A 22,237-nucleotide genomic window follows, 5' to 3' on the forward strand; every position below is an offset into this window, starting at 1 on the left:
TTCTTTAAGGTAAGGAGGTGATCCAACCGCAGGTTCCCCTACGGTTACCTTGTTACGACTTCACCCCAGTCATGAATCACAAAGTGGTAAGCGCCCTCCCGAAGGTTAAGCTACCTACTTCTTTTGCAACCCACTCCCATGGTGTGACGGGCGGTGTGTACAAGGCCCGGGAACGTATTCACCGTGGCATTCTGATCCACGATTACTAGCGATTCCGACTTCATGGAGTCGAGTTGCAGACTCCAATCCGGACTACGACATACTTTATGAGGTCCGCTTGCTCTCGCGAGGTCGCTTCTCTTTGTATATGCCATTGTAGCACGTGTGTAGCCCTACTCGTAAGGGCCATGATGACTTGACGTCATCCCCACCTTCCTCCAGTTTATCACTGGCAGTCTCCTTTGAGTTCCCGACCGAATCGCTGGCAACAAAGGATAAGGGTTGCGCTCGTTGCGGGACTTAACCCAACATTTCACAACACGAGCTGACGACAGCCATGCAGCACCTGTCTCAGAGTTCCCGAAGGCACCAAAGCATCTCTGCTAAGTTCTCTGGATGTCAAGAGTAGGTAAGGTTCTTCGCGTTGCATCGAATTAAACCACATGCTCCACCGCTTGTGCGGGCCCCCGTCAATTCATTTGAGTTTTAACCTTGCGGCCGTACTCCCCAGGCGGTCGACTTAACGCGTTAGCTCCGGAAGCCACGCCTCAAGGGCACAACCTCCAAGTCGACATCGTTTACGGCGTGGACTACCAGGGTATCTAATCCTGTTTGCTCCCCACGCTTTCGCACCTGAGCGTCAGTCTTTGTCCAGGGGGCCGCCTTCGCCACCGGTATTCCTCCAGATCTCTACGCATTTCACCGCTACACCTGGAATTCTACCCCCCTCTACAAGACTCTAGCCTGCCAGTTTCGGATGCAGTTCCCAGGTTGAGCCCGGGGATTTCACATCCGACTTGACAGACCGCCTGCGTGCGCTTTACGCCCAGTAATTCCGATTAACGCTTGCACCCTCCGTATTACCGCGGCTGCTGGCACGGAGTTAGCCGGTGCTTCTTCTGCGAGTAACGTCAATCGTTGCGGTTATTAACCACAACGCCTTCCTCCTCGCTGAAAGTACTTTACAACCCGAAGGCCTTCTTCATACACGCGGCATGGCTGCATCAGGCTTGCGCCCATTGTGCAATATTCCCCACTGCTGCCTCCCGTAGGAGTCTGGACCGTGTCTCAGTTCCAGTGTGGCTGGTCATCCTCTCAGACCAGCTAGGGATCGTCGCCTAGGTGAGCCGTTACCCCACCTACTAGCTAATCCCATCTGGGCACATCCGATGGCAAGAGGCCCGAAGGTCCCCCTCTTTGGTCTTGCGACGTTATGCGGTATTAGCTACCGTTTCCAGTAGTTATCCCCCTCCATCGGGCAGTTTCCCAGACATTACTCACCCGTCCGCCACTCGTCACCCAAGGAGCAAGCTCCTCTGTGCTACCGTTCGACTTGCATGTGTTAGGCCTGCCGCCAGCGTTCAATCTGAGCCATGATCAAACTCTTCAATTTAAGTTTGATGCTCGTGAATTAAACTTCGTAATGAATTACGTATGTTCACTCAGAGACTTGGTATTCATTTTTCGTCTTGCGACGTTAAGAATCCGTATCTTCGAGTGCCCACACAGATTGTCTGATAAATTGTTAAAGAGCAGTTGCGACGCGCTTTAGCGCTCTGTCGCGAGGTGGCGTATATTACGCTTTCCTCTTTCAGAGTCAACCCTCATTTTCAGGTTTTTCTCTTCAACCGAGCCGGCTGTTTGTGTGAAGTGATTCACATCCGCCGTGTCGATGGAGGCGCATTATAGGGAGTCGACTCAGGAAGACAAGCGGAAAAATGCATTTTTGTTTCAACCGCTCACCTTTTACCCACAACGCTTACTTTTGCTGCTTTTTTATCGCCATTGGCAGGTCTGCCAGACTATTTATGACTAAATCTGCCGCATTTTCTGCTTCCGGCGTGACGGGTTTGCCTGTGCGCACCAATACCTTCGTGCCAACATTTGCAGCTGCCGCCGCCTGCATATCTTCAATTTTGTCGCCTACCATATAAGAAGCGGCCATATCGATGTGCAAGAAGTCTCGGGCGGAGATAAACATGCCAGGATGCGGTTTACGACAGTCGCAGACCTGACGATACTCTTCCACGGTGCCCTGTGGGTGATGCGGGCAGTAGTAGATGCCATCCAGCTCAACATCGCGATCGGCCAGCGACCAGTCCATCCATTCGGTCAACGTTTCAAACTGCGCCTCAGTAAATTTACCACGCGCGATACCAGACTGGTTCGTCACAATAATGAGCGCGTAACCCATTTTTTTAAGTTCACGCATGGCATCAATAACGCCGTCGATAAACTCAAACTCGTCGATCTCATGTACATAACCGTGGTCCACATTAATGGTACCGTCACGGTCGAGAAAAATTGCGGGTACAGACTTTGCCACCTTTTATAGCTCCTGAATAAGGCATGTGGCTCTAGTATCGCATGTTTCAGCGGGCAAGAAAGTGCTCATCGCGCAAAGCCTGATTGATTTAGACGTCTGGATGCCTTAACATCCATCTTGTTGACGGCTTCGACCGTACCTGACAGACGAAAATGCCACGGCTAACTTAATTACGATAATAAATAACCAATGATTAAACTTTCGAATATCACCAAAGTGTTCCAGCAGGGGACTCGCACCATTCAGGCGTTAAATAACGTCAGCCTGCATGTTCCTGCCGGGCAGATTTATGGCGTTATTGGCGCCTCCGGTGCCGGTAAAAGTACGCTCATCCGCTGCGTTAACTTACTTGAACGCCCAACCGAAGGCAGCGTTCAGGTCGGCGGTCAGGAACTCACGACGCTTTCTGAGCCAGAGCTGACCAAAGCTCGCCGTCAAATCGGCATGATTTTCCAACACTTTAACCTGCTCTCTTCCCGCACCGTGTTTGGCAACGTCGCGCTGCCGCTGGAACTGGATAACACGCCAAAAGAAGAGATCAAACGCCGTGTAACAGAACTGTTGGATTTGGTTGGTCTTGGTGACAAGCACGATAGCTACCCGGCCAATCTTTCCGGTGGACAAAAACAGCGTGTGGCGATCGCCCGTGCGCTGGCAAGCAATCCCAAAGTGTTGCTGTGCGATGAAGCCACCAGCGCACTCGATCCGGCAACGACCCGCTCGATTCTTGAATTATTGAAAGACATTAACCGTCGTCTGGGACTCACCATTCTGCTGATTACCCACGAGATGGACGTTGTAAAACGTATTTGTGACTGCGTGGCAGTCATCAGTAATGGTGAACTGATTGAGCAAGACACCGTCAGCGAAGTGTTCTCACACCCGAAAACGCCGCTGGCACAGAAATTTATTCAGTCCACGCTGCACCTGGATATCCCGGAAGATTACCTGGAACGGTTAAAAGCCGAGCCAGAAGCAGACAGTGTGCCGATGTTGCGTATGGAATTCACCGGTCATTCGGTCGATGCGCCGCTACTTTCTGAGACGGCCCGTCGCTTTAACGTTAATAACAACATTATTAGCGCGCAGATGGATTACGCCGGCGGTGTGAAATTCGGCATCATGCTGACTGAAATGCACGGCACACAGGAAGATACACAAGCAGCCATCAACTGGTTGCAGGAACACCATGTAAAAGTAGAGGTACTGGGTTATGTCTGAGCCGATGATGTGGCTGCTGGTTCGCGGCGTATGGGAAACGCTGGCAATGACCTTTGTGTCCGGTTTTTTTGGTTTTGTGATCGGTCTGCCGGTTGGCGTGTTGCTGTACGTAACGCGTCCGGGGCAAATCATTGAGAACGCGAAGCTCTACCGTACGCTCTCTGCGCTGGTGAACATTTTCCGTTCCATCCCGTTCATCATCTTATTGGTGTGGATGATTCCGTTCACCCGCATGATCGTAGGCACCTCTATCGGACTGCAGGCCGCTATCGTCCCGCTGACCGTCGGCGCCGCACCGTTTATCGCCCGTATGGTGGAAAACGCGCTGCTCGAAATCCCGACCGGGCTGATAGAAGCCTCTCGTGCGATGGGCGCCACGCCCCTGCAAATTGTACGTAAGGTATTACTGCCAGAAGCGCTGCCAGGACTGGTCAATGCGGCCACCATCACCCTTATCACGCTGGTTGGTTACTCCGCGATGGGTGGCGCCGTTGGTGCCGGTGGTCTTGGGCAGATTGGCTATCAGTACGGTTACATTGGCTACAACGCTACCGTAATGAATACAGTGCTGGTATTGCTCGTCGTTCTGGTTTATTTAATTCAGTTATCCGGCGATCGCATCGTCCGGGCTGTCACGCACAAATAACGTTGCACACAACACTAAAAACTCATTAAGAAAAGGAAATAAGCATGGCGTTCAAATTCAAAACCTTTGCGGCAGTTGGAGCCCTGATCGGTTCTCTGGCACTTGTGGGTTGCGGTCAGGATGAAAAAGATCCTAATCACATCAAAGTGGGCGTTATTGTTGGCGCAGAGCAGCAGGTTGCAGAAGTCGCGCAGAAAGTAGCTAAAGAAAAATACGGTCTGGACGTTGAGCTGGTCACGTTTAACGATTACGTTCTGCCTAACGAAGCGCTGAGCAAAGGCGATATCGATGCTAACGCCTTCCAGCACAAACCGTACCTGGATCAGCAGATCAAAGATCGCGGTTACAAGCTGGTTGCTGTAGGCAATACTTTTGTTTACCCGATTGCGGGCTATTCCAAAAAAATCAAATCACTGGATGAGCTGCAGGACGGTTCACAGGTCGCGATTCCAAACGACCCGACTAACCTTGGCCGTTCCTTGCTGCTGCTGCAAAAAGTGGGCTTAATCAAGCTGAAAGATGGTGTTGGCCTGCTGCCGACCGCGCTGGAAGTGATTGAAAACCCGAAAAACCTGAAGCTGGTTGAACTGGAAGCGCCGCAGCTGCCGCGTTCTCTGGACGATGCTCAAATCGCACTGGCGGTCATCAACACCACCTACGCCAGCCAGATCGGCCTGACGCCGGCAAAAGACGGTATCTTTGTTGAAGATAAAGATTCTCCGTACGTAAACCTGATCGTGACGCGTGAAGACAACAAAGATGCTGAGAACGTGAAGAAATTCGTTCAGGCATATCAGTCTGATGAAGTGTACGAAGCAGCAAACAAAGTCTTCAACGGCGGTGCTGTTAAGGGCTGGTAATTTTAGGCTGTTTACAGAATATGTAATATCATCAGGACGGGCGCTTGCCCGTCTTGTCATTTATGCAAGCACCTGATTCAATATCTGACGTTTAGATCATTCATTGAGGAAATATTATGCGTGCTTTACCGATCTGTTTAGTAGCACTCTTGCTGAGCGGCTGTTCTATGTTAAGCAGATCCCCTGTTGAACCCGTTCAAAGCACCGCAACCCCGCCGAAAGCGGAGCCGGAAAAACCGAAAGCACCGCGCGCGACGCCGGTAAGAATCATTACTAACGCTGAAGATTTAGTAGGCAAGCCGTTCCGCGATCTTGGCGAAGTTAGCGGTGAATCCTGCCAGGCATCCAACCAGGATTCCCCTCCGAGCATTCCAACCGCGCGCAAACGCATGCAGATTAACGCATCAAAAATGAAAGCTAATGCGGTATTGCTGCACAGTTGCGAAGTGACCAGCGGAACACCGGGTTGCTATCGTCAGGCGGTTTGCATCGGTTCTGCACTGAACATTTCGGCGAAATGAGCCATTTTCAGTTCGAGCAAATAGGCGTTATCCGCTCACCATATAAAGAAAAGTTCGCCGTTCCACGCCAGCCAGGTCTGGTGAAAAGCGCCTGCGGCGAACTGCATTTGCTCGCACCTTATAACCAGGCCGATGCCGTTCGCGGCCTGGAAGCCTTCAGTCATTTGTGGGTGATTTTTGTTTTTCACCAGACAATGGAAGGTGGATGGCGTCCGACCGTGCGCCCTCCCCGTCTTGGTGGCAACGCCAGAATGGGTGTCTTTGCCACACGTTCAACGTTTCGTCCTAACCCTGTTGGCATGTCGTTGGTAGAGCTCCGGGGCATCCGCTGCCATAAAGAGCACGTAATCCTCGAACTCGGTGGACTGGACCTTGTTGACGGAACGCCAGTAGTGGATATTAAGCCGTATCTGCCGTTTGCCGAATCGCTGCCTGATGCTCGCGCCAGCTATGCCCAGGACGCACCTCAGGCCAGCGTCGAGGTGACGTTCAGTGAAGATCTCGCGGAGCAGCTACCAAAGCTCGAACAACGTTACCCGCGTCTTCGTCAGTTTATTACCGAAGTGCTGGCGCAGGATCCGCGTCCTGCCTACCGTAAAAATGAGGAAGAAGGCAAAACCTACGCCGTCTGGCTGCTGGACTTTAACGTCCGCTGGCGCGTCACACCGTCAGGATTTGAGGTCTTTGCTCTGGAAGCCCGCTAATTTGCGTCGCGTACTCTTTTGACATCCCTTTCTCGCTGGTAAACTAAACCACTTTTGTTTTGTGCCAGGCTCGTTTTGAGCCTGTTCGATCGTTCAACTGGAACCGTAACAACATGCGTACTAGCCAATATCTGCTCTCCACTCTGAAGGAGACACCTGCCGACGCCGAAGTCATCAGCCACCAGCTGATGCTGCGCGCCGGGATGATCCGCAAGCTGGCCTCCGGGTTATATACCTGGCTGCCGACCGGCGTGCGCGTCCTGAAAAAAGTCGAAAATATCGTGCGTGAAGAGATGAACAACGCCGGTGCGATCGAGGTGTTGATGCCGGTCGTTCAGCCTTCTGAACTGTGGGAAGAGAGCGGCCGTTGGGAACAATACGGCCCGGAACTGCTGCGTATTGCTGACCGTGGCGATCGTTCGTTCGTCCTCGGCCCAACGCATGAAGAAGTGATCACTGACTTGATCCGTAACGAGCTGAGCTCTTACAAACAGCTGCCGCTGAACTTCTATCAGATCCAGACCAAATTCCGTGACGAAGTCCGTCCGCGTTTCGGCGTGATGCGTTCCCGCGAATTCCTGATGAAAGATGCCTACTCTTTTCACACCTCTCAGGAATCCCTGCAGGAAACCTACGATGCGATGTACGCTGCGTACAGCAAAATCTTCAGCCGTATGGGGCTGGATTTCCGTGCAGTACAAGCGGACACCGGTTCTATTGGCGGCAGCGCCTCTCACGAATTCCAGGTCCTGGCACAGAGCGGCGAAGACGATGTGATCTTCTCCGACTCCTCCGATTATGCGGCGAACATCGAATTCGCCGAAGCCGTTGCGCCGAAAGAGCCGCGCGCAGCAGCAACTCAGGAAATGACGCTGGTTGATACTCCGAACGCCAAAACCATCGCCGAACTAGTTGAGCAGTTCAACCTGCCTATCGAAAAAACCGTGAAAACCCTGCTGGTGAAAGCGGTTGAAGGCAGCAGCTACCCGCTGGTCGCCCTGCTGGTTCGTGGCGATCACGAGCTGAACGAAGTCAAAGCGGAAAAACTGCCGCAGGTTGCCAGCCCGCTGACCTTTGCCACCGAAGAAGAAATTCGTGCGTTGGTAAAAGCAGGTCCAGGCTCGCTCGGTCCGGTGAATATGCCGATTCCGGTGGTTATCGACCGTACCGTTGCAGTAATGAGCGATTTCGCTGCCGGTGCCAACATCGACGGTAAACACTATTTCGGTATCAACTGGGATCGCGACGTAGTCACCCCGGAAGTTGCAGACATCCGTAACGTGGTCGCCGGCGACCCGAGCCCGGACGGCAAAGGTACGCTGATGATCAAACGCGGTATCGAAGTCGGCCACATCTTCCAGTTGGGTACCAAGTACTCTGAAGCGATGAAAGCCGCCGTACAGGGCGAAGATGGTCGTAACCAGATCCTGACCATGGGTTGCTACGGTATCGGGGTCACTCGCGTGGTTGCTGCTGCTATCGAACAGAACTATGACGATCGCGGCATCGTATGGCCAGACGCCATTGCTCCGTTCCAGGTCGCGATTCTGCCGATGAACATGCACAAGTCCTACCGCGTGCAGGAACTGGCTGAAAAACTGTACGCTGAGCTGCGCGCTCAGGGTATTGAAGTGCTGATGGACGACCGTAAAGAGCGTCCGGGCGTGATGTTTGCCGATATGGAACTGATCGGTATTCCGCACACTATCGTGCTGGGCGACCGTAACCTCGACAACGACGATATCGAATACAAATACCGTCGTAACGGCGAGAAAGAGCTGATTAAAACCGGCGACATCGTCGACTTCCTGGTCAAAGCCATTAAAGGCTAATACCAACAAAAAGGCCCTGATTATCAGGGCCTTTTTTCTATCGATTAATTACACGCTTTACCGGGGATAAATTTCGCGTCTTTATCCGCCATCAACGTTTTCACTTTCTCACCCGTATCCGGGTTTGACTCCAGCGTGAAATGCGCCTCAAGCGTCAGCAATACGGACTGTCCGTTTTCCGCACGCGCAGCTAAATAGTCACGTTCAAGCTGAGCATTATTCGCCACCGGCATCCGTTTACCCGTTGCGCAGTCGGTAAAGATTGCCGCGTCAGCCATATAGAAATACATGCCTCGCATCGGCATTGGCGTCACCGGTAAGCTGGCGGAAACCGGCTGGAGCGTGTAGTTAAACTGTGACTCAATCGGGTTACCTTCACGATCGAGCATTTCCAGCGCCTCGCCTTTAGCCCGGTAGTACGACTTTTCACCTTTGCTGTCGGTCAGCACCAGCTTGTCGGCAGTGCGCGCCCATGTGCCATAAGAGGCAAATGAAGACGGTTCATCCCGCACGCCCTGATAACGTTCGTTCATCACCCATGTACCGTCTTTCTCCAGAAACAGAGAGGTTTCAATCCCTTCACAGTCCGCGCAAGGTAAGATGCCACGCCAGCTTTGCTGCATCGGTTTTAATTCTGCCGCCCGCGTCGGCTGTAGTACTTCAACTTCAGTACGGTTATTACAGCCGATCAAGGAAAAAAGCGTGCATGCAGCGACTACGGACAATATTGCTGTTTTCACTATCAATTCCTTATAAATTTTTATTCCCGCTCGTCAGTCTTGCGTTCGACGAACTCTCCCACGCAGTGCTTTCACTGTGGATTTTTGCGCCTTCGATGACAACCTGCGCTCTTTCGAGGCGCGTGTAGGGCGAGTTGCCTGTCGGCTTTTTTGCACTGCGGTTAATTCTTTTATCACCGCTACCAGCCGGGAGATTGCCGCTTCCCGATTAAGTTCCTGGCTACGGTATTCCTGCGCCTTAATGATAATAACGCCATCACCGCTAATCAGATGATGGCTGGCGGCAAGCAAACGTTCCTTGTAATACTCTGGCAGGCCAGAGGCCCGAATGTCAAAGCGCAAATGGATAGCCGTCGAGGTCTTGTTAACGTGCTGACCGCCCGCGCCCTGCGCCCGAATCGCCGTGATTTCCAGCTCATTATCAGGGATAGCGACGTTTCGGGAGATAACAATCATGAACGCGGCTGCCACGCGGTCAGATGAATTTCCAGATTGTTCTGAGAGTCAGACAGCCAGATAGCACCGTCCTGGATAGTTGCCTGCAGCGCCATTGTACGACCTGCAAAATCACTCAGTTGCGCCAGTTGTTCATCATCCAGATACCACACGGTCAGATTTTTAAACTGCGCGCACTTGTTCTGATTTTGCTGCCACCAGATCTGAGCCGCACGGCTGTTGTAAGCAAACAGGGCAACCTCTCCAGACTGGGTACAGGCTTTTTTAATACGGCGCTCATCCGGCAGACCCAGCTCAATCCAGAGATCGATACCCAGATGGTCGTTACGCAGCCATGCTTCAGGCTCGTCTTCCGCACTCAGACCACGCGTGAACTGCAGCCGTTCATCGGCATATTTGATCCAGGCCAGCAGGCGCAACATCATGCGCTCCTGGGTTTCAGAGGGGTGACGCGCCAGCGTCAAGGCCGCGTCAAGGAACTGGTTGCGGTCAAGATCCGCTACGTTGACGACGGCTTTATAAATTGTCGCTTTAAGCGCCATGAGAGAACTCCTTTCGAATCAGGCGCACATTGTAGCGAAAACTGCGGCAAAAGGCTGCTAACTGCTCCACTATCAAGGCGCTGATATTGCTTGAATGAGTATGGTATAGTCACCTTGCTAAACAGAGTTTATCTTCGTAGGCTTAGACTTGCATCCACGGTTAAGTCAGAGTGCTGACAGGAGGGCATGTGGAAAAATATTGTGAGTTAATACGCAAGCGGTACGCGGAAATCGCCAGCGGAGACTTAGGGTATATCCCGGATGCGCTGGGTTGCGTATTGAAGGTGCTTAATGAAGTGGCGGCAGACAGCGCCCTTCCAGAGTCGGTCAGGGAAAAAGCGGCGTATGCTGCCGCGAACTTACTGGTGAGCGATTATGTCAATGAATGAAACGTATCAACCCATCAACTGCGATGATTACGACAATCTTGAACTCGCCTGCCAGCACCATTTGTTACTGACGCTGGCGCTAAAAGATGGCGAAGTTTTGCAGGCGAAAGCGAACGACCTGGTTTCACGTAAAAACGTGGAGTATCTGGTCGCAGATGTCGCAGGTGAAACCCGGGAGCTTCGTCTCGACAAAATTGCCAGCTTCAGCCACCCGCAGATCGGTACCGTGGTGGTCAGCGAATCTTAACTTTTTTCGCCTTATCCGGCCTACTTTCCATGTGAAACGTAGGCCTGATAAGCGCAGCGCCATCAGGCATGCCATACCAGACTTACGCCTTCTTCACCTTCTGCCGTCCCCTCACGCGTCACGAAAACACCCGCAGCCGAAATCAACGTTTCGCCGTAAAACAGCAGCGGTGTGGTATCTCGTCGCCAGGGCGGGATCCCCTGCTCCTGCCAGATTTTCTTTAATTTCCGTCCGCCGTTACGCCCGACAATATGCAATAACCCTGGCGCTTTAAAACGGATACTGACGACTTCATCCGCTTGTGGCAAGCGCAAATCACCCGCAGAGATTAACTGAACCGAACCCAATCCGGTAGGCAGCGTCAACGGTGTTTTCCACTCTAACCACGGGATAACAGTTTCGCTTTGCCCATCGACTGACTTCACCCACCACAGCTGTGACTGATAACGACGGACCTCGTACTCACCGAGGCGAAAACTTGGTGACGCATCTTCCCGCGCCAGCGCCACTTCCTGCCAGATACGTTCCAGCCCATCACGGGAAGGCATCGGCGCATTTAACCCCGCCAGCCAGCGACGAAGCAGCGCGGCACGACGCACGCCACTCATCATCATTAATGGCGTCAGTAACAGTGTTCCGCGGGGTGTGATGCAATCGGCTAAATCGCTGGCCAGCAGTTCATCCAGTAAACTCTCCTGCTCAGCGCACAGCGCAGCGCTGCGGGCAACGGCTTGCGCGAAGTGCGGCCAGCGCTGTTGGAGCAATGGGGTAACGCGCAATCTGAGGAAATTGCGATCGTAGGTATCATCCTGATTACTTTCATCTTCAATCCAGCATAATTCATGCTGCTGTGCCCATGCTTCAAGCGCCTCTCGCGTTTGCGCCAGCAGCGGTCGAATCAGCTGGGTTCCGGCAAACGGAGAGCTTTCCCCCATGGCGGAAAGTCCGGCAGGACCACTGCCGCGTTTAAGCGCCAGCAGAAAGGTTTCACACTGGTCATCGAGATGCTGTGCGGTCATCAGCACCTCGCCCGGTAGTAAGGTCTGCGCAAACGCCTGATAGCGCGCGCGTCGCGCCTGGGCTTCGATGCCCAGACCATCATCCTCAAGGTATACCCGCTCAACCACCAGCGGCACCTGCCACTGCGCGCATACCGACTCACAATGCTGTACCCAACTGTCTGCGTGTGGGCTTAATCCGTGATGAATGTGGATTGCGCGTAAAGCAACATCAGGATGCAGCGCTCGCCACTGCACCAACTGATGCAGCAATACGGTGGAATCCAGCCCGCCGCTAAAGGCGACCAGAATCGATTGAGAATTCAGCAGCGAAGTGTTCAGCGTGAGTGTCGTCATGATGGTTACTTACAATGGCATTGCCCGGCACGTTACCGGGCTAACGCCACAATGACAAGCCCTACAGCTCGTACAGTTCGAGGGGTAATCCGTCCGGATCGTTAAAAAACGTAAAACGTTTGCCGGTAAACGGATCGATTCGTACCGGCTCGCATTTCACATCATGGCTTTCCAGATGAATTATCGCCTTTTCCACGTCATCTACGCTGAACGCCAGATGACGCAAACCGCAGGCTTCCGGTCGGCTCGGACGGCAAGGTGGAAACGGGAAAGAAAAAAGCTCAATCACATACTGGCCGTTCAATGCCAGATCGCCTTTCCACGAGTCTCTCTCTTCCCGATAGGCTTCGCTCATCAGTGTAAAGCCAAGCACATCGCAGTAAAATGCCTTACTCGCCGCGTAGTCAGTCGCAATAATGGCAATATGGTGAACCTGTTTTAATCCCAGCATAGCGTCATCGCCTCTTTCATTTTTCTGTCAGAACGTTACTCGAACGTCTTGGGGTCAGGCAAGTCGTTATGCCATTTTTAAGACTCTCACGCGATACAGGCCATCCTCACCCAGTTTAGCGCCATGGATATCGGTTTCAAATCCAGGGTAGCGCTGCCCTACCGAGCACAGCATCAGAAGAAAATCGAGGACAGCCCGGCTTTTGGCAGTGATCATTTCCCCGGGCATCAAAAGCGGCACACCGGGAGGATAAGGCAGGATCATATTGGCAGAAACGCGCCCCACCAGTTGATCAAGTGCTACCGTTTCGACCTCACCTTTGATCTGCCGCTGCCAGGCCTGGTGCGGCGTCATTTTCATTTCCGGCAAGGTATCAAATGCCCGCAGCATCAACCCGGAGAGATCATGCTGGCGGATCAACTGATGGATCCCTTGCGCCAGATCCTGAATACGCATATTGCGATAGAAATCGGGATCTTCAGCATATAGATCCGGCAGCATATTTTTCACACGTAAATTCAGATCGTACGAGCGCTTAAATTCCGTCAGGCCACGTAGCAGCCCCATCGCCCGGGTTTTATCAATACCAATGCTGAACAGGAACAACAGGTTATACGGTCCCGTCTTCTCGACTACGACGCCGCGTTCATCAAGGAATTTCGCCACCAGCGCCGCGGGGATCCCCTCTTCGCTCATATTTCCTTGCTCATCCATTCCCGGCGTCAGAATGGTAACCTTCACCGGATCGAGGAACATGTGGTCGGCATCAGCATCAACAAATCCGTGCCAGTCTTCACCTGGCGCTACCGGCCAACATTCTGCTTCATCTACCTTTTCCGGCTGCCAGATATCAAAGAACCAGCCATCCGACTCTTCACGCAGACGTTGCACTTCTTTACGGAAATGCAGCGCCCGTTCCACCGAACGATTGATTAACCGCTTGCCTGAATTGCCACGCAGCATTGCCGCCGCCGTTTCTATCGACGCCACTATCGGATAGCTCGGAGACGTAGAGGTGTGCATCATAAAGGCTTCGTTGAACGTGTCTTCATCATAGTCGCCCTTAATGTGGATCAGCGAAGCCTGTGACAACGCCGCCAGCATCTTGTGGGTGGACTGGGTTTCAAAAATCACCTTTCCCGGTACCCGTTCGCCGCTCATCCCACTTTTCCCCTGATAGATCGGATGAAAATGGGTATACGGCACCCAGGCTGAATCAAAATGGATGGAGGACACATCCAGGGTTTGCTTGATCCAGTTGGTGTTATACAACAGGCCATCATAGGTGGAGTTGGTGATCACCGCGTGGACCGGCCATTGCGCCTGATTGGTTTCCTCAACTTTGCGTTCAATGCTTGCGTGGGTAAATTCCCGACGGGGTATACCGCCGAGGATCCCCAGCGCGTTACGCGTGGGCTTCAGCCAGATTGGCACCACATCACTCATCATCAGCAAATGCGCCAGTGACTTATGGCAGTTGCGGTCAATCAGGAGCGTACTGCCTGCAGGTGCAGCATACATACCGACAATCTTGTTCGATGTCGAGGTGCCGTTGGTCACCATATAGCTCTGCTCGGCACCAAAAGTACGCGCGATATACTCCTCCGCTTCCAGGTGCGGACCGGTATGATCAAGCAATGAGCCCAGTTCGGTTACGGAAATGGACACGTCGGCTTTCAGCGTATTACCGCCAAAGAAATCATAGAACAGGCAGCCGACCGGACTTTTCTGGTACGCCGTTCCCGCCATGTGCCCAGGCGTGCAGAAGGTATACTTCCCTTCCTTCACATAGGTAAACAGCGCTTTGGTGAAAGGAGGCGTGATGTTATCGAGGTATTCGCTGGTGTACTGGCGGATGCGGGTGGCAATGTCTTCAGACTGACCCAGCGCATACTCAAAAAACCACAGCGCCATGCGCAGGTCGTGCGCACTGACATCCATCGTCGAATGGGTATTAATAAAGGCGTAGAGCGGGAGATACTCGTTGAGCTGGTTGATGTCGCTGCACAGTTCCAGACTGTATTCATCCCAGTCAAAAATGACGCCGCAAATTCGCGGGTTATGTTCGATAAACTTCAGCAGGTCGACGCTATTCTGCGGCCAGATAATCTGAAACCCCTGCTGCTGCAGCGCACGTTCAAGTTCCTTGATGGGCTCATCTTTATAAAAGACGCCATGCGGTCCCATGATGGCAATGATATTCATGCGTTCCTCCTGGAAAAACCTTAGTTAATCATAGCCTGGCCAAACCACAGGTAAAAAAAAGGGCCACAGCATTGTGGCCCTTTTCAGAATTAATGCAGTTTACGCGTAACCGTAGCTCATCAGACGCTGGTAACGACGGTTTTTCAGATCATCTTTGCTTAACACGTCGAGATCGGCGAGATCGGCCAGCAGCTGTGCCTTCAGGGACGCAGCCATTACTTCAGGGTTGCGGTGCGCGCCGCCCAGCGGTTCCGGGATGATAGAGTCAATCAGCTTCAGCTCTTTCAGACGCGGCGCGATAATTCCCATTGCTTCTGCGGCCAGCGGCGCTTTGTCGGCGCTTTTCCACAGAATGGAAGCACAACCTTCCGGGGAGATAACGGAATAGGTGCTGTACTGCAGCATATTAACTTTATCGCCCACACCGATAGCCAGCGCGCCGCCGGAACCACCTTCACCGATAACGGTGCAGATTACCGGCACGCTCAGACGTGACATTTCGCGCAGGTTGCGCGCAATCGCTTCTGACTGACCACGTTCTTCCGCGCCCACGCCCGGGTAAGCCCCTGGGGTGTCGATGAAGGTAATGATCGGCATGTTGAAGCGCTCGGCCATTTCCATCAGGCGCAGCGCTTTGCGATAGCCTTCCGGCGCTGGCATGCCGAAATTACGGCGAATCTTTTCTTTGGTCTCACGGCCTTTCTGATGACCAATGATCATCACCGGACGGCCATCCAGACGCGCGATACCGCCGACAATAGCTTTATCATCCGCATAGGCTCGATCGCCCGCCAGCTCATCAAATTCATCAAACGCCAGGCGGACATAATCCAGGGTGTACGGACGCTGTGGATGGCGCGCCAGTTGGGCTACCTGCCATGCGCCAAGATCGGCGAAGATTTTACGCGTCAGTTCTACGCTTTTTTCACGCAGACGATGCACTTCTTCATCGATGTTAATATCCAGTTTCTCATCCTGACGGCTAACCGCAGTCAAAGAATCGATTTTTGCTTCCAGCTCTGCAATCGGCTGTTCAAAATCAAGGAAATTCAGACTCATAGTATTCCTGTATTAGTCAAACTCCAGTTCCACCTGCTCCGAACCAATAAGGCCACGGAGATCGTTTAGCAAACGATCGCTCGGAGAGACACGCCACGTCGCGCCAAAACGCAACCGCGCACGTGCATCCGCCCTCTGATAGTAGAGATGTACTGGAATTGTCCCCGAGCGGTGGGGTTCCAGAGACTGACGGAGTCGGTTTAAAAGCTGGTCATCAATTTGCCTGTCCGTCAGCGAGATAGCAAGCCCGCGAGCATATTTTTCCCGGGCTTCGTCAATATCCATGACTTCACGGGCCATCATTTTAAGCCCGCCACTGAAGTCATCAAAGCTGACCTGTCCGCTGACGATAAGTATGCGGTCTTTTTCCAGCAATTGCTGGTATTTATCCAGAGCATCGGTAAACAACATAACCTCCAGACGTCCGGAACGGTCATCCAGTGTACAGATGCCGATACGATTGCCGCGCTTGGTGACCATTACCCGCGCAGCAATGACGAGCCCCGCAGCCGTGGTGACTTTACCACGTTCTGTCGGATGCATGTCTTTCAGCCTGTAGCCTCCGACATAGCGCTCAATTTCTTTTAAATACTGGTTGATGGGGTGTCCCGTCAGGTAAAGCCCCAACGTTTCACGCTCACCGTCTAATACCACCTGCTCCGGCCACGGTTGGCAGCTGGCATAGGATTGTTCAATTTGCTCCGGTTCTTCCGCCAGCACGCCAAACATATCGGCCTGACCAATAGCTTCGGCTTTTGCATGCTGATCGGCGGCTTTTAGTGCGTCGTTGAGCGAATTCATCAACGCCGCACGATGCGGGCCAAGGCGATCAAACGCCCCGGACATGATTAGCTTTTCCAGCACCCGGCGGTTAAGTTTTTTGATATCCGTGCGCGCGCAGAGATCAAACAGCTCACGGAAGTAGCCGCCTTCGTTACGCGCCTCAATAATAGCTTCAATTGGCCCTTCACCCACGCCTTTTATCGCGCCGATGCCATAAACAATCTCGCCATCATCATTCACGTGAAAATGGTAAAGCCCGGAGTTGATATCCGGCGGCAGGATTTTGAGCCCCATGCGCCAGCATTCATCCACCAGTCCGACGACTTTCTCGGTGTTATCCATATCGGCGGTCATTACCGCCGCCATAAACTCGGCAGGATAATGCGCCTTCAGCCACAGAGTCTGGTAAGAAACCAGCGCATAGGCAGCGGAGTGCGATTTGTTAAATCCGTAACCGGCGAATTTCTCCACCAGGTCAAAGATTTTCATCGCCAGTTCGCCGTCTACGCCGCGCTTTTTCGCCCCTTCTTCAAAGGTGCCGCGCTGCTTGGCCATCTCTTCCGGCTTTTTCTTACCCATCGCACGACGCAGCATATCCGCGCCGCCAAGGGTGTACCCGGACAACTCCTGGGCAATCTGCATAACCTGTTCCTGATACAGGATAATGCCGTAGGTCGGCTCCAGTACCGGTTTCAGACACTCATGCTGCCATTGTACATCCGGATAGGAAATCTCTTCGCGACCATGCTTACGGTCGATAAAGTTATCTACCATTCCCGACTGTAGCGGGCCAGGGCGGAACAGAGCCACCAGTGCGATCATATCTTCGAAGCAGTCAGGCTGCAGACGTTTGATCAGGTCTTTCATGCCGCGGGATTCAAGCTGGAAGACCGCCGTGGTCTCCGAGCGTTGCAGCATATCGAAGCTTTTCTTGTCATCCAGCGGGATAGCCGCAATATCCAGCGGTGGCTCACCGTTCTTTTCACGGCGCGCGTTGATCATTTCCAGCGCCCAGTTGATGATGGTGAGCGTACGCAGGCCGAGGAAGTCGAACTTCACAAGACCGGCATATTCCACATCGTTCTTATCAAACTGAGTAACCGGGTGCAGCCCCTGTTCATCGCAGTACAGCGGAGCAAAATCAGTAATTTTGGTCGGTGCGATAACCACACCACCGGCGTGCTTACCGGCGTTACGCGTGACGCCTTCCAGCTTACGCGCCATATCGATCAGCGCTTTAACCTCTTCATCTGCCTCATAGATTTCCGGCAGTTGGGGTTCGGCTTCAAAGGCTTTTGCCAGCGTCATGCCCGGATCGGGCGGTACTAGCTTCGAAATACGGTCAACGAAGCCGTACGGATGCCCCAGTACGCGGCCCACGTCGCGGATAACCGCTTTTGCTGCCATCGTACCGAAGGTAATAATCTGCGAAACCGCATCACGACCGTACATTTCCGCCACGTGCTCGATGACCTGGTCGCGTTTCTCCATACAGAAGTCAACGTCGAAGTCGGGCATTGAGACACGTTCCGGGTTAAGGAAACGTTCGAACAGCAGGTCAAATTCCAGCGGGTCGAGATCGGTAATTTTCAGCGCATAGGCAACAAGTGAGCCAGCACCGGAACCACGTCCCGGGCCTACCGGTACGCCGTTATCTTTCGACCACTGGATAAATTCCATAACGATCAGGAAGTAGCCCGGGAATCCCATCTGGTTGATAACTTTAAGTTCAACTTCCAGACGTTCATCGTAAGGTGGGCGCTTCTGCGCACGAACTTCAGGGTCAGGGAACAAAAATTCGAGACGTTCTTCCAGCCCTTCGCGTGATTTCGCCACAAGGAAATCTTCGGTGGTCATATCGCCGGTCGGGAACTGCGGCAGGAAATATTCGCCCAGACGCACCGTCACGTTGCAGCGTTTAGCTATCTCGACGGTGTTTTGCAGTGCTTCCGGAATATCGGAGAACAGCTCGCACATCTCATCTTCGCTGCGCATGTACTGCTGCGGCGAATAGTTACGCGGGCGTTTCGGGTCATCAAGGGTAAAGCCGTCGTGGATCGCTACGCGGATTTCATGCGCATCGAAATCTCCGGTTTCAAGGAAGCGGACATCGTTAGTCGCCACCACCGGTAGACCACGCGTTTCGGCCAGTGCTACGGCTGCGTGCAGATAATTTTCTTCATCTTGCCTGCCAGTGCGAATCAGTTCGAGGAAATAGCAATTGGGAAAATGTTCTTCGTAAAACGCCACGCACTCGTCAACCAGTGCGTTATTGCCGCGCAGCAGACTTCGTCCGACATCGCCCATGCGACCGCCGGAGAGCAAAATCAAACCTTCTTTTAACTCGACCAACCAGTCCCGGTCGATAACCGGTCCTTCTGCGCCATAGCCGCGCTGATAGGCTTTCGAAATCAACAACGTCAGGTTCTGATAGCCGGTATTATTTGCGGCCAGCACGGTAAGCTGCGTGAGTTCATCGCCCAACAGCTCACTGCGGACATGAAAATCTGCGCCAACTATCGGCTTGATACCCGCGCCATGGCCCGCTCCGTAAAACTTCACCAGACCACACAGGTTGGTAAAATCGGTGATCGCCAGCGCAGGCATGCCTAACGCGGCCGCCTTTTTTACCAGCGGTCCGGTTTTCGCCAGCCCATCGATCATGGAGTAGTCGCTGTGCACCCGTAGGTGGACGAAACGTGGTTCAGACATCTTCAGATTCCTTCGACACAAGAATCAGGACGAGAGTCCCAGTGCGCGTTTGACGGGGCCAAAGCTGCGGCGATGGTGCTCAGTCGCACCATGCAGTGCCAATTTTTCCAGATGAAATGCGGTTGGATAACCTTTGTGCTGTGCAAAACCATACTGTGGAAAAACCGTATCCAGCGCCGCCATTTCAGCGTCACGGGTCACTTTTGCCAGAATCGATGCAGCGCTGATCTCCGCCACACGGCTATCACCTTTGACCACCGCCATCGACGGTACCGGTAATGCCGGGCAACGATTGCCGTCAATCAGCACGTATTCGGGCGCAATATGCAGACCCGCAACCGCACGCTGCATGGCCAGCATGGTAGCATGCAAAATGTTCAGTTCGTCGATTTCATGCGGTTCCGCCCGACCCAGGCTCCAGCTTAACGCCTTTTCTTTAATTTCATCAAATAGCGCCAGGCGACGTTTTTCTGACAGTTTTTTTGAGTCGTTAAGACCGATAATAGGGCGAGCCGGATCCAGAATGACGGCAGCAGTGACGACCGCGCCGACCAAAGGGCCGCGTCCGACTTCATCCACACCCGCCACTAAATGCGTATGCGGATACACAAATTCAATCATTGCGCTAACTCCAGGACCGCATCCGCTGCCTGCTCATCAGCATTGCAACGGATTTGCTGGTGCAGTTCACGGAATGTGTCGTGCATCGCATGGCTGGTTTTACCCTTCGCCAGCAACGGCAACAGCGCTTGCGACAGCGCCTGCGGTTCACACTCTTCCTGCAACAGCTCTTTAACCAGTTCTCTTCCCGCCAACAGGTTAGGTAGCGAAACGTAATCAGTCTTCACCAGACGCTTCGCCAGCCAGAAGGTGAAGGGTTTCATACGGTAGCCAACCACCATCGGGCATTTTGCCAGCATACATTCCAGCGCGGCGGTACCTGAAGCCAGCAGTGCGGCGTCGCTGGCCACCATTGCTTCACGTCCCATACCATTGAGCAGATGTACGGAAAGCTCCGGTGCAACTTCCGCTTTAATGCGTTCAAACTGCTCGCGACGTTTGGCATTCACCAACGGCACCACCACTTCGAGATCCGGATAATGCTGGCGTAATAGCTGCGCCGTTTTCAGAAAATCGGCGCTGAGCATCTCCACTTCTGCACCACGGCTTCCTGGCAGTAGCGCCAGGCAGTGAGCGTCATGAGGAATGCCCAGAATATCACGTGCCGCGTTTTTATCCGGGTCCAACGGCATGGCATCCGCCATGGTATGACCGATAAAGCGGCACGGGACGTTAAATTTGTCATAAAACGCTTTTTCGAAAGGCAGAAAGGCCAGCACCATGTTGGTGGATCTGCCTATTTTGAAAACGCGTTTCTGTCGCCACGCCCAGACGGACGGACTGACATAATGAATGGTTTTAATGCCCTGTTTTTTCAAGTTCCCTTCGAGGGTAATGTTGAAATCAGGTGCATCAATGCCAACGAAAACATCCGGCTTTAAGTCGGTGAATCGGCGAGTGAGGTCGGCACGAATATGCAGTAAACGGCGCAGACGTCCGAGCACTTCAACAATGCCCATGACCGCCAGCTCTTCCATTTCGTACCAGGCTTCACAGCCTTCGGCCTGCATCAGCGGACCCGCCACACCAACAAAACGCGCATTGGGAACGCGAGCCTTGAGTGCACGGATTAACCCTGCACCAAGAATATCGCCGGAGGTTTCTCCGGCGACGAGGGCAATCGTTAAAGGACGCTGTTCAGTCATTAACGAATCAGGCCACGCGTTGAGCGCTCAAAGAAGTCGCTGAAAGCCTGAACTTCGGGGTACTGTTTCGCCAGTTCCGCGATTTCTGGTTTCACTTCTTCCAGCGTTTTACCACTACGGTACAACGCTTTGTAGGCGTTACGAATCGCGGTAATCGCTTCGCGGGTGAATCCACGACGCTTCAGACCTTCGATATTGACGCCAAACGGCGTCGCGTGGTTGCCCTGGGCGATAACGTACGGAGGCACGTCCTGGGCTACACCAGAACAGCCGCCAACCATCACATGAGCACCGATGATGCAGAACTGATGCACCGCAGTCATGCCGCCGATGATAACAAAATCATCCAGCGAAACATGTCCGGCAAGCGTGGCGTTATTCGCCAGAATACAGCGGTTTCCTACCGTACAATCATGCGCGACATGCGCATTAATCATCAGTAAGTTATCGCTGCCCACCTTCGTCACTCCACCGCCCTGCACTGTGCCACGATGAATGGTGACGCTTTCGCGGATGCGGTTGCGATCGCCAATTTCCACACGGGTCGGTTCGCCAGCATATTTAAGATCCTGGTTAACTTCACCGATGGAGGCAAACTGATAGATCTCGTTATCGCGACCAATTTTTGTATGGCCATTCACGACAACGTGAGACTTCAGTACGGTACCCTCACCAATTTCAACATGGGGTCCAACAATACAAAATGGGCCAATGTGAGCATTGGCACCAATGCTGGCGCCCTCTTCTACAATGGCGGTCGGGTGAATAAAGGCGGATTTATCAATCACGTATCAGGCCTCCCGGCTACGGGCACACATCATCGTTGCTTCGCACACAACTTTACCGTCGACCAGCGCAACCCCTTTAAAACGGGTCAGGCCACGGCGCGTTTTCTCGAAAGTCACTTCCATGATCATCTGATCGCCAGGCACGACAGGACGCTTAAAGCGTGCTTCGTCAATACCCGCGAAATAATACAGTTCGCCTGGTTCCAGTTTTCCTACGCTTTTAAACGCAAGGATACCGGTAGCCTGTGCCATCGCTTCCAGAATCAATACGCCAGGGAAAATAGGTTTACCCGGGAAGTGGCCCTGAAAGAAAGGCTCGTTAACGGATACATTTTTCACTGCGCGCAGAAAACGACCTTCTTCAAAATCCAGCACGCGATCAACCAGCAGAAACGGAAAACGGTGCGGCAGAAGTTCTAAAATCTCTTCAATATGCAGAGTATGAGTGTTAGTAGTCAAAATACTCTTCCTGTCA

The 22,237-nt window shown here is 53.0% G+C and carries 21 protein-coding genes and 1 rRNA gene; 8 read left to right on the plus strand and 14 right to left on the minus strand.

Going from position 1 to position 22,237, the window contains the following annotated elements; translation table 11 throughout:
* Window positions 1-10: 10 nt before the first annotated feature.
* Window positions 11-1,552 (minus strand): 16S ribosomal RNA (locus OGV74_RS20985).
* 366 nt (window positions 1,553-1,918) lie between these two features.
* Window positions 1,919-2,485, minus strand: coding sequence for a D-glycero-beta-D-manno-heptose 1,7-bisphosphate 7-phosphatase (gene gmhB, locus OGV74_RS20990; RefSeq protein ID WP_003829138.1), 567 nt, complete (start codon window positions 2,483-2,485; stop codon window positions 1,919-1,921).
* Between the two features lie 189 nt (window positions 2,486-2,674).
* On the opposite strand from gmhB, the gene metN reads away from it, so the two are divergent.
* The 6 genes from metN (at window position 2,675) to proS (ending at window position 8,269) form a co-directional block, all read left to right on the plus strand.
* Window positions 2,675-3,706: a methionine ABC transporter ATP-binding protein MetN gene (metN, locus tag OGV74_RS20995; protein WP_286521500.1), complete on the plus strand. Its 1,032-nt coding sequence runs from the start codon at window positions 2,675-2,677 to the stop codon at window positions 3,704-3,706.
* Complete coding sequence (locus tag OGV74_RS21000; RefSeq protein ID WP_003018471.1) at window positions 3,699-4,352, plus strand: methionine ABC transporter permease MetI; 654 nt, start codon at window positions 3,699-3,701, stop codon at window positions 4,350-4,352. Before metN ends, OGV74_RS21000 begins: the two co-directional genes overlap by 8 nt.
* Window positions 4,353-4,396: 44 nt before the next feature.
* Entirely contained in the window at window positions 4,397-5,212 is an 816-nt protein-coding gene (gene metQ, locus OGV74_RS21005) for a methionine ABC transporter substrate-binding lipoprotein MetQ (protein ID WP_086504932.1), read from the plus strand.
* A 116-nt stretch (window positions 5,213-5,328) separates the two neighbouring features.
* Entirely contained in the window at window positions 5,329-5,733 is a 405-nt protein-coding gene (gene rcsF, locus OGV74_RS21010) for an envelope stress sensor lipoprotein RcsF (RefSeq protein ID WP_003018477.1), read from the plus strand.
* Complete coding sequence (gene tsaA, locus OGV74_RS21015; protein WP_049015783.1) at window positions 5,730-6,437, plus strand: tRNA (N6-threonylcarbamoyladenosine(37)-N6)-methyltransferase TrmO; 708 nt, start codon at window positions 5,730-5,732, stop codon at window positions 6,435-6,437. Before rcsF ends, tsaA begins: the two co-directional genes overlap by 4 nt.
* 113 nt (window positions 6,438-6,550) lie before the next feature.
* Window positions 6,551-8,269 carry a proline--tRNA ligase gene (gene proS, locus OGV74_RS21020; RefSeq protein ID WP_016149584.1) on the plus strand — a complete coding sequence of 573 codons (1,719 nt, stop codon included), beginning with the start codon at window positions 6,551-6,553 and terminating at the stop codon, window positions 8,267-8,269.
* Window positions 8,270-8,313: 44 nt separating this feature from the next.
* On the opposite strand, the gene nlpE is transcribed toward proS, so the two are convergent.
* From nlpE to OGV74_RS21035, 3 genes are read right to left on the minus strand one after another with little or no spacing between them, the layout of a single operon-like run.
* Complete coding sequence (nlpE, locus tag OGV74_RS21025) at window positions 8,314-9,012, minus strand: envelope stress response activation lipoprotein NlpE (protein WP_085951559.1); 699 nt, start codon at window positions 9,010-9,012, stop codon at window positions 8,314-8,316.
* A 30-nt stretch (window positions 9,013-9,042) separates the two neighbouring features.
* Window positions 9,043-9,465: an alternative ribosome rescue aminoacyl-tRNA hydrolase ArfB gene (gene arfB / locus OGV74_RS21030; protein WP_086504931.1), complete on the minus strand. Its 423-nt coding sequence runs from the start codon at window positions 9,463-9,465 to the stop codon at window positions 9,043-9,045.
* On the minus strand, window positions 9,462-10,007 hold the full coding sequence (locus OGV74_RS21035; RefSeq protein WP_003018497.1) for a YaeQ family protein: 546 nt from the start codon (window positions 10,005-10,007) through the stop codon (window positions 9,462-9,464). Before OGV74_RS21035 ends, arfB begins: the two co-directional genes overlap by 4 nt.
* A gap of 188 nt (window positions 10,008-10,195) precedes the next feature.
* Between OGV74_RS21035 and OGV74_RS21040 the strand changes: the two genes are divergently transcribed.
* Both OGV74_RS21040 and rof read left to right on the plus strand, forming a co-directional pair.
* On the plus strand, window positions 10,196-10,396 hold the full coding sequence (locus OGV74_RS21040) for a YaeP family protein (protein WP_003018499.1): 201 nt from the start codon (window positions 10,196-10,198) through the stop codon (window positions 10,394-10,396).
* On the plus strand, window positions 10,383-10,643 hold the full coding sequence (rof, locus tag OGV74_RS21045; RefSeq protein ID WP_003018503.1) for a Rho-binding antiterminator: 261 nt from the start codon (window positions 10,383-10,385) through the stop codon (window positions 10,641-10,643). The genes OGV74_RS21040 and rof overlap by 14 nt, the downstream gene beginning before the upstream one ends.
* Window positions 10,644-10,705: 62 nt before the next feature.
* On the opposite strand, the gene tilS is transcribed toward rof, so the two are convergent.
* The 9 genes from tilS to fabZ all read right to left on the minus strand — a co-directional run bounded on the left by tilS (window position 10,706) and on the right by fabZ (window position 22,221).
* A complete protein-coding gene (gene tilS / locus OGV74_RS21050; RefSeq protein ID WP_003018504.1) occupies window positions 10,706-11,998 on the minus strand; it encodes a tRNA lysidine(34) synthetase TilS in 1,293 nt (430 codons plus the stop codon).
* A 61-nt stretch (window positions 11,999-12,059) separates the two neighbouring features.
* Complete coding sequence (locus tag OGV74_RS21055) at window positions 12,060-12,449, minus strand: VOC family protein (protein WP_003018507.1); 390 nt, start codon at window positions 12,447-12,449, stop codon at window positions 12,060-12,062.
* A gap of 66 nt (window positions 12,450-12,515) precedes the next feature.
* Window positions 12,516-14,654, minus strand: a complete 2,139-nt coding sequence (gene ldcC / locus OGV74_RS21060) for a lysine decarboxylase LdcC (RefSeq protein WP_086504930.1) — start codon at window positions 14,652-14,654, stop codon at window positions 12,516-12,518.
* 99 nt (window positions 14,655-14,753) lie between these two features.
* Window positions 14,754-15,713, minus strand: a complete 960-nt coding sequence (accA, locus tag OGV74_RS21065; RefSeq protein WP_003018513.1) for an acetyl-CoA carboxylase carboxyl transferase subunit alpha — start codon at window positions 15,711-15,713, stop codon at window positions 14,754-14,756.
* Between the two features lie 12 nt (window positions 15,714-15,725).
* On the minus strand, window positions 15,726-19,208 hold the full coding sequence (gene dnaE / locus OGV74_RS21070; RefSeq protein ID WP_003018516.1) for a DNA polymerase III subunit alpha: 3,483 nt from the start codon (window positions 19,206-19,208) through the stop codon (window positions 15,726-15,728).
* 24 nt (window positions 19,209-19,232) lie between these two features.
* On the minus strand, window positions 19,233-19,829 hold the full coding sequence (gene rnhB / locus OGV74_RS21075) for a ribonuclease HII (protein WP_003018518.1): 597 nt from the start codon (window positions 19,827-19,829) through the stop codon (window positions 19,233-19,235).
* Window positions 19,826-20,974 (minus strand): lipid-A-disaccharide synthase, encoded by a 1,149-nt coding sequence (gene lpxB, locus OGV74_RS21080; protein ID WP_003018522.1) that lies wholly within the window; start codon window positions 20,972-20,974, stop codon window positions 19,826-19,828. The genes rnhB and lpxB overlap by 4 nt, the downstream gene beginning before the upstream one ends.
* Window positions 20,974-21,762, minus strand: a complete 789-nt coding sequence (lpxA, locus tag OGV74_RS21085; protein WP_003018525.1) for an acyl-ACP--UDP-N-acetylglucosamine O-acyltransferase — start codon at window positions 21,760-21,762, stop codon at window positions 20,974-20,976. Before lpxA ends, lpxB begins: the two co-directional genes overlap by 1 nt.
* A 3-nt stretch (window positions 21,763-21,765) precedes the next feature.
* Window positions 21,766-22,221, minus strand: coding sequence for a 3-hydroxyacyl-ACP dehydratase FabZ (gene fabZ, locus OGV74_RS21090; protein ID WP_003018528.1), 456 nt, complete (start codon window positions 22,219-22,221; stop codon window positions 21,766-21,768).
* Between the last annotated feature and the right edge of the window lie 16 nt (window positions 22,222-22,237).

The organism is Citrobacter sp. Cf116 (assembly GCF_030336505.1).
Lineage (GTDB): Bacteria > Pseudomonadota > Gammaproteobacteria > Enterobacterales > Enterobacteriaceae > Citrobacter > Citrobacter freundii.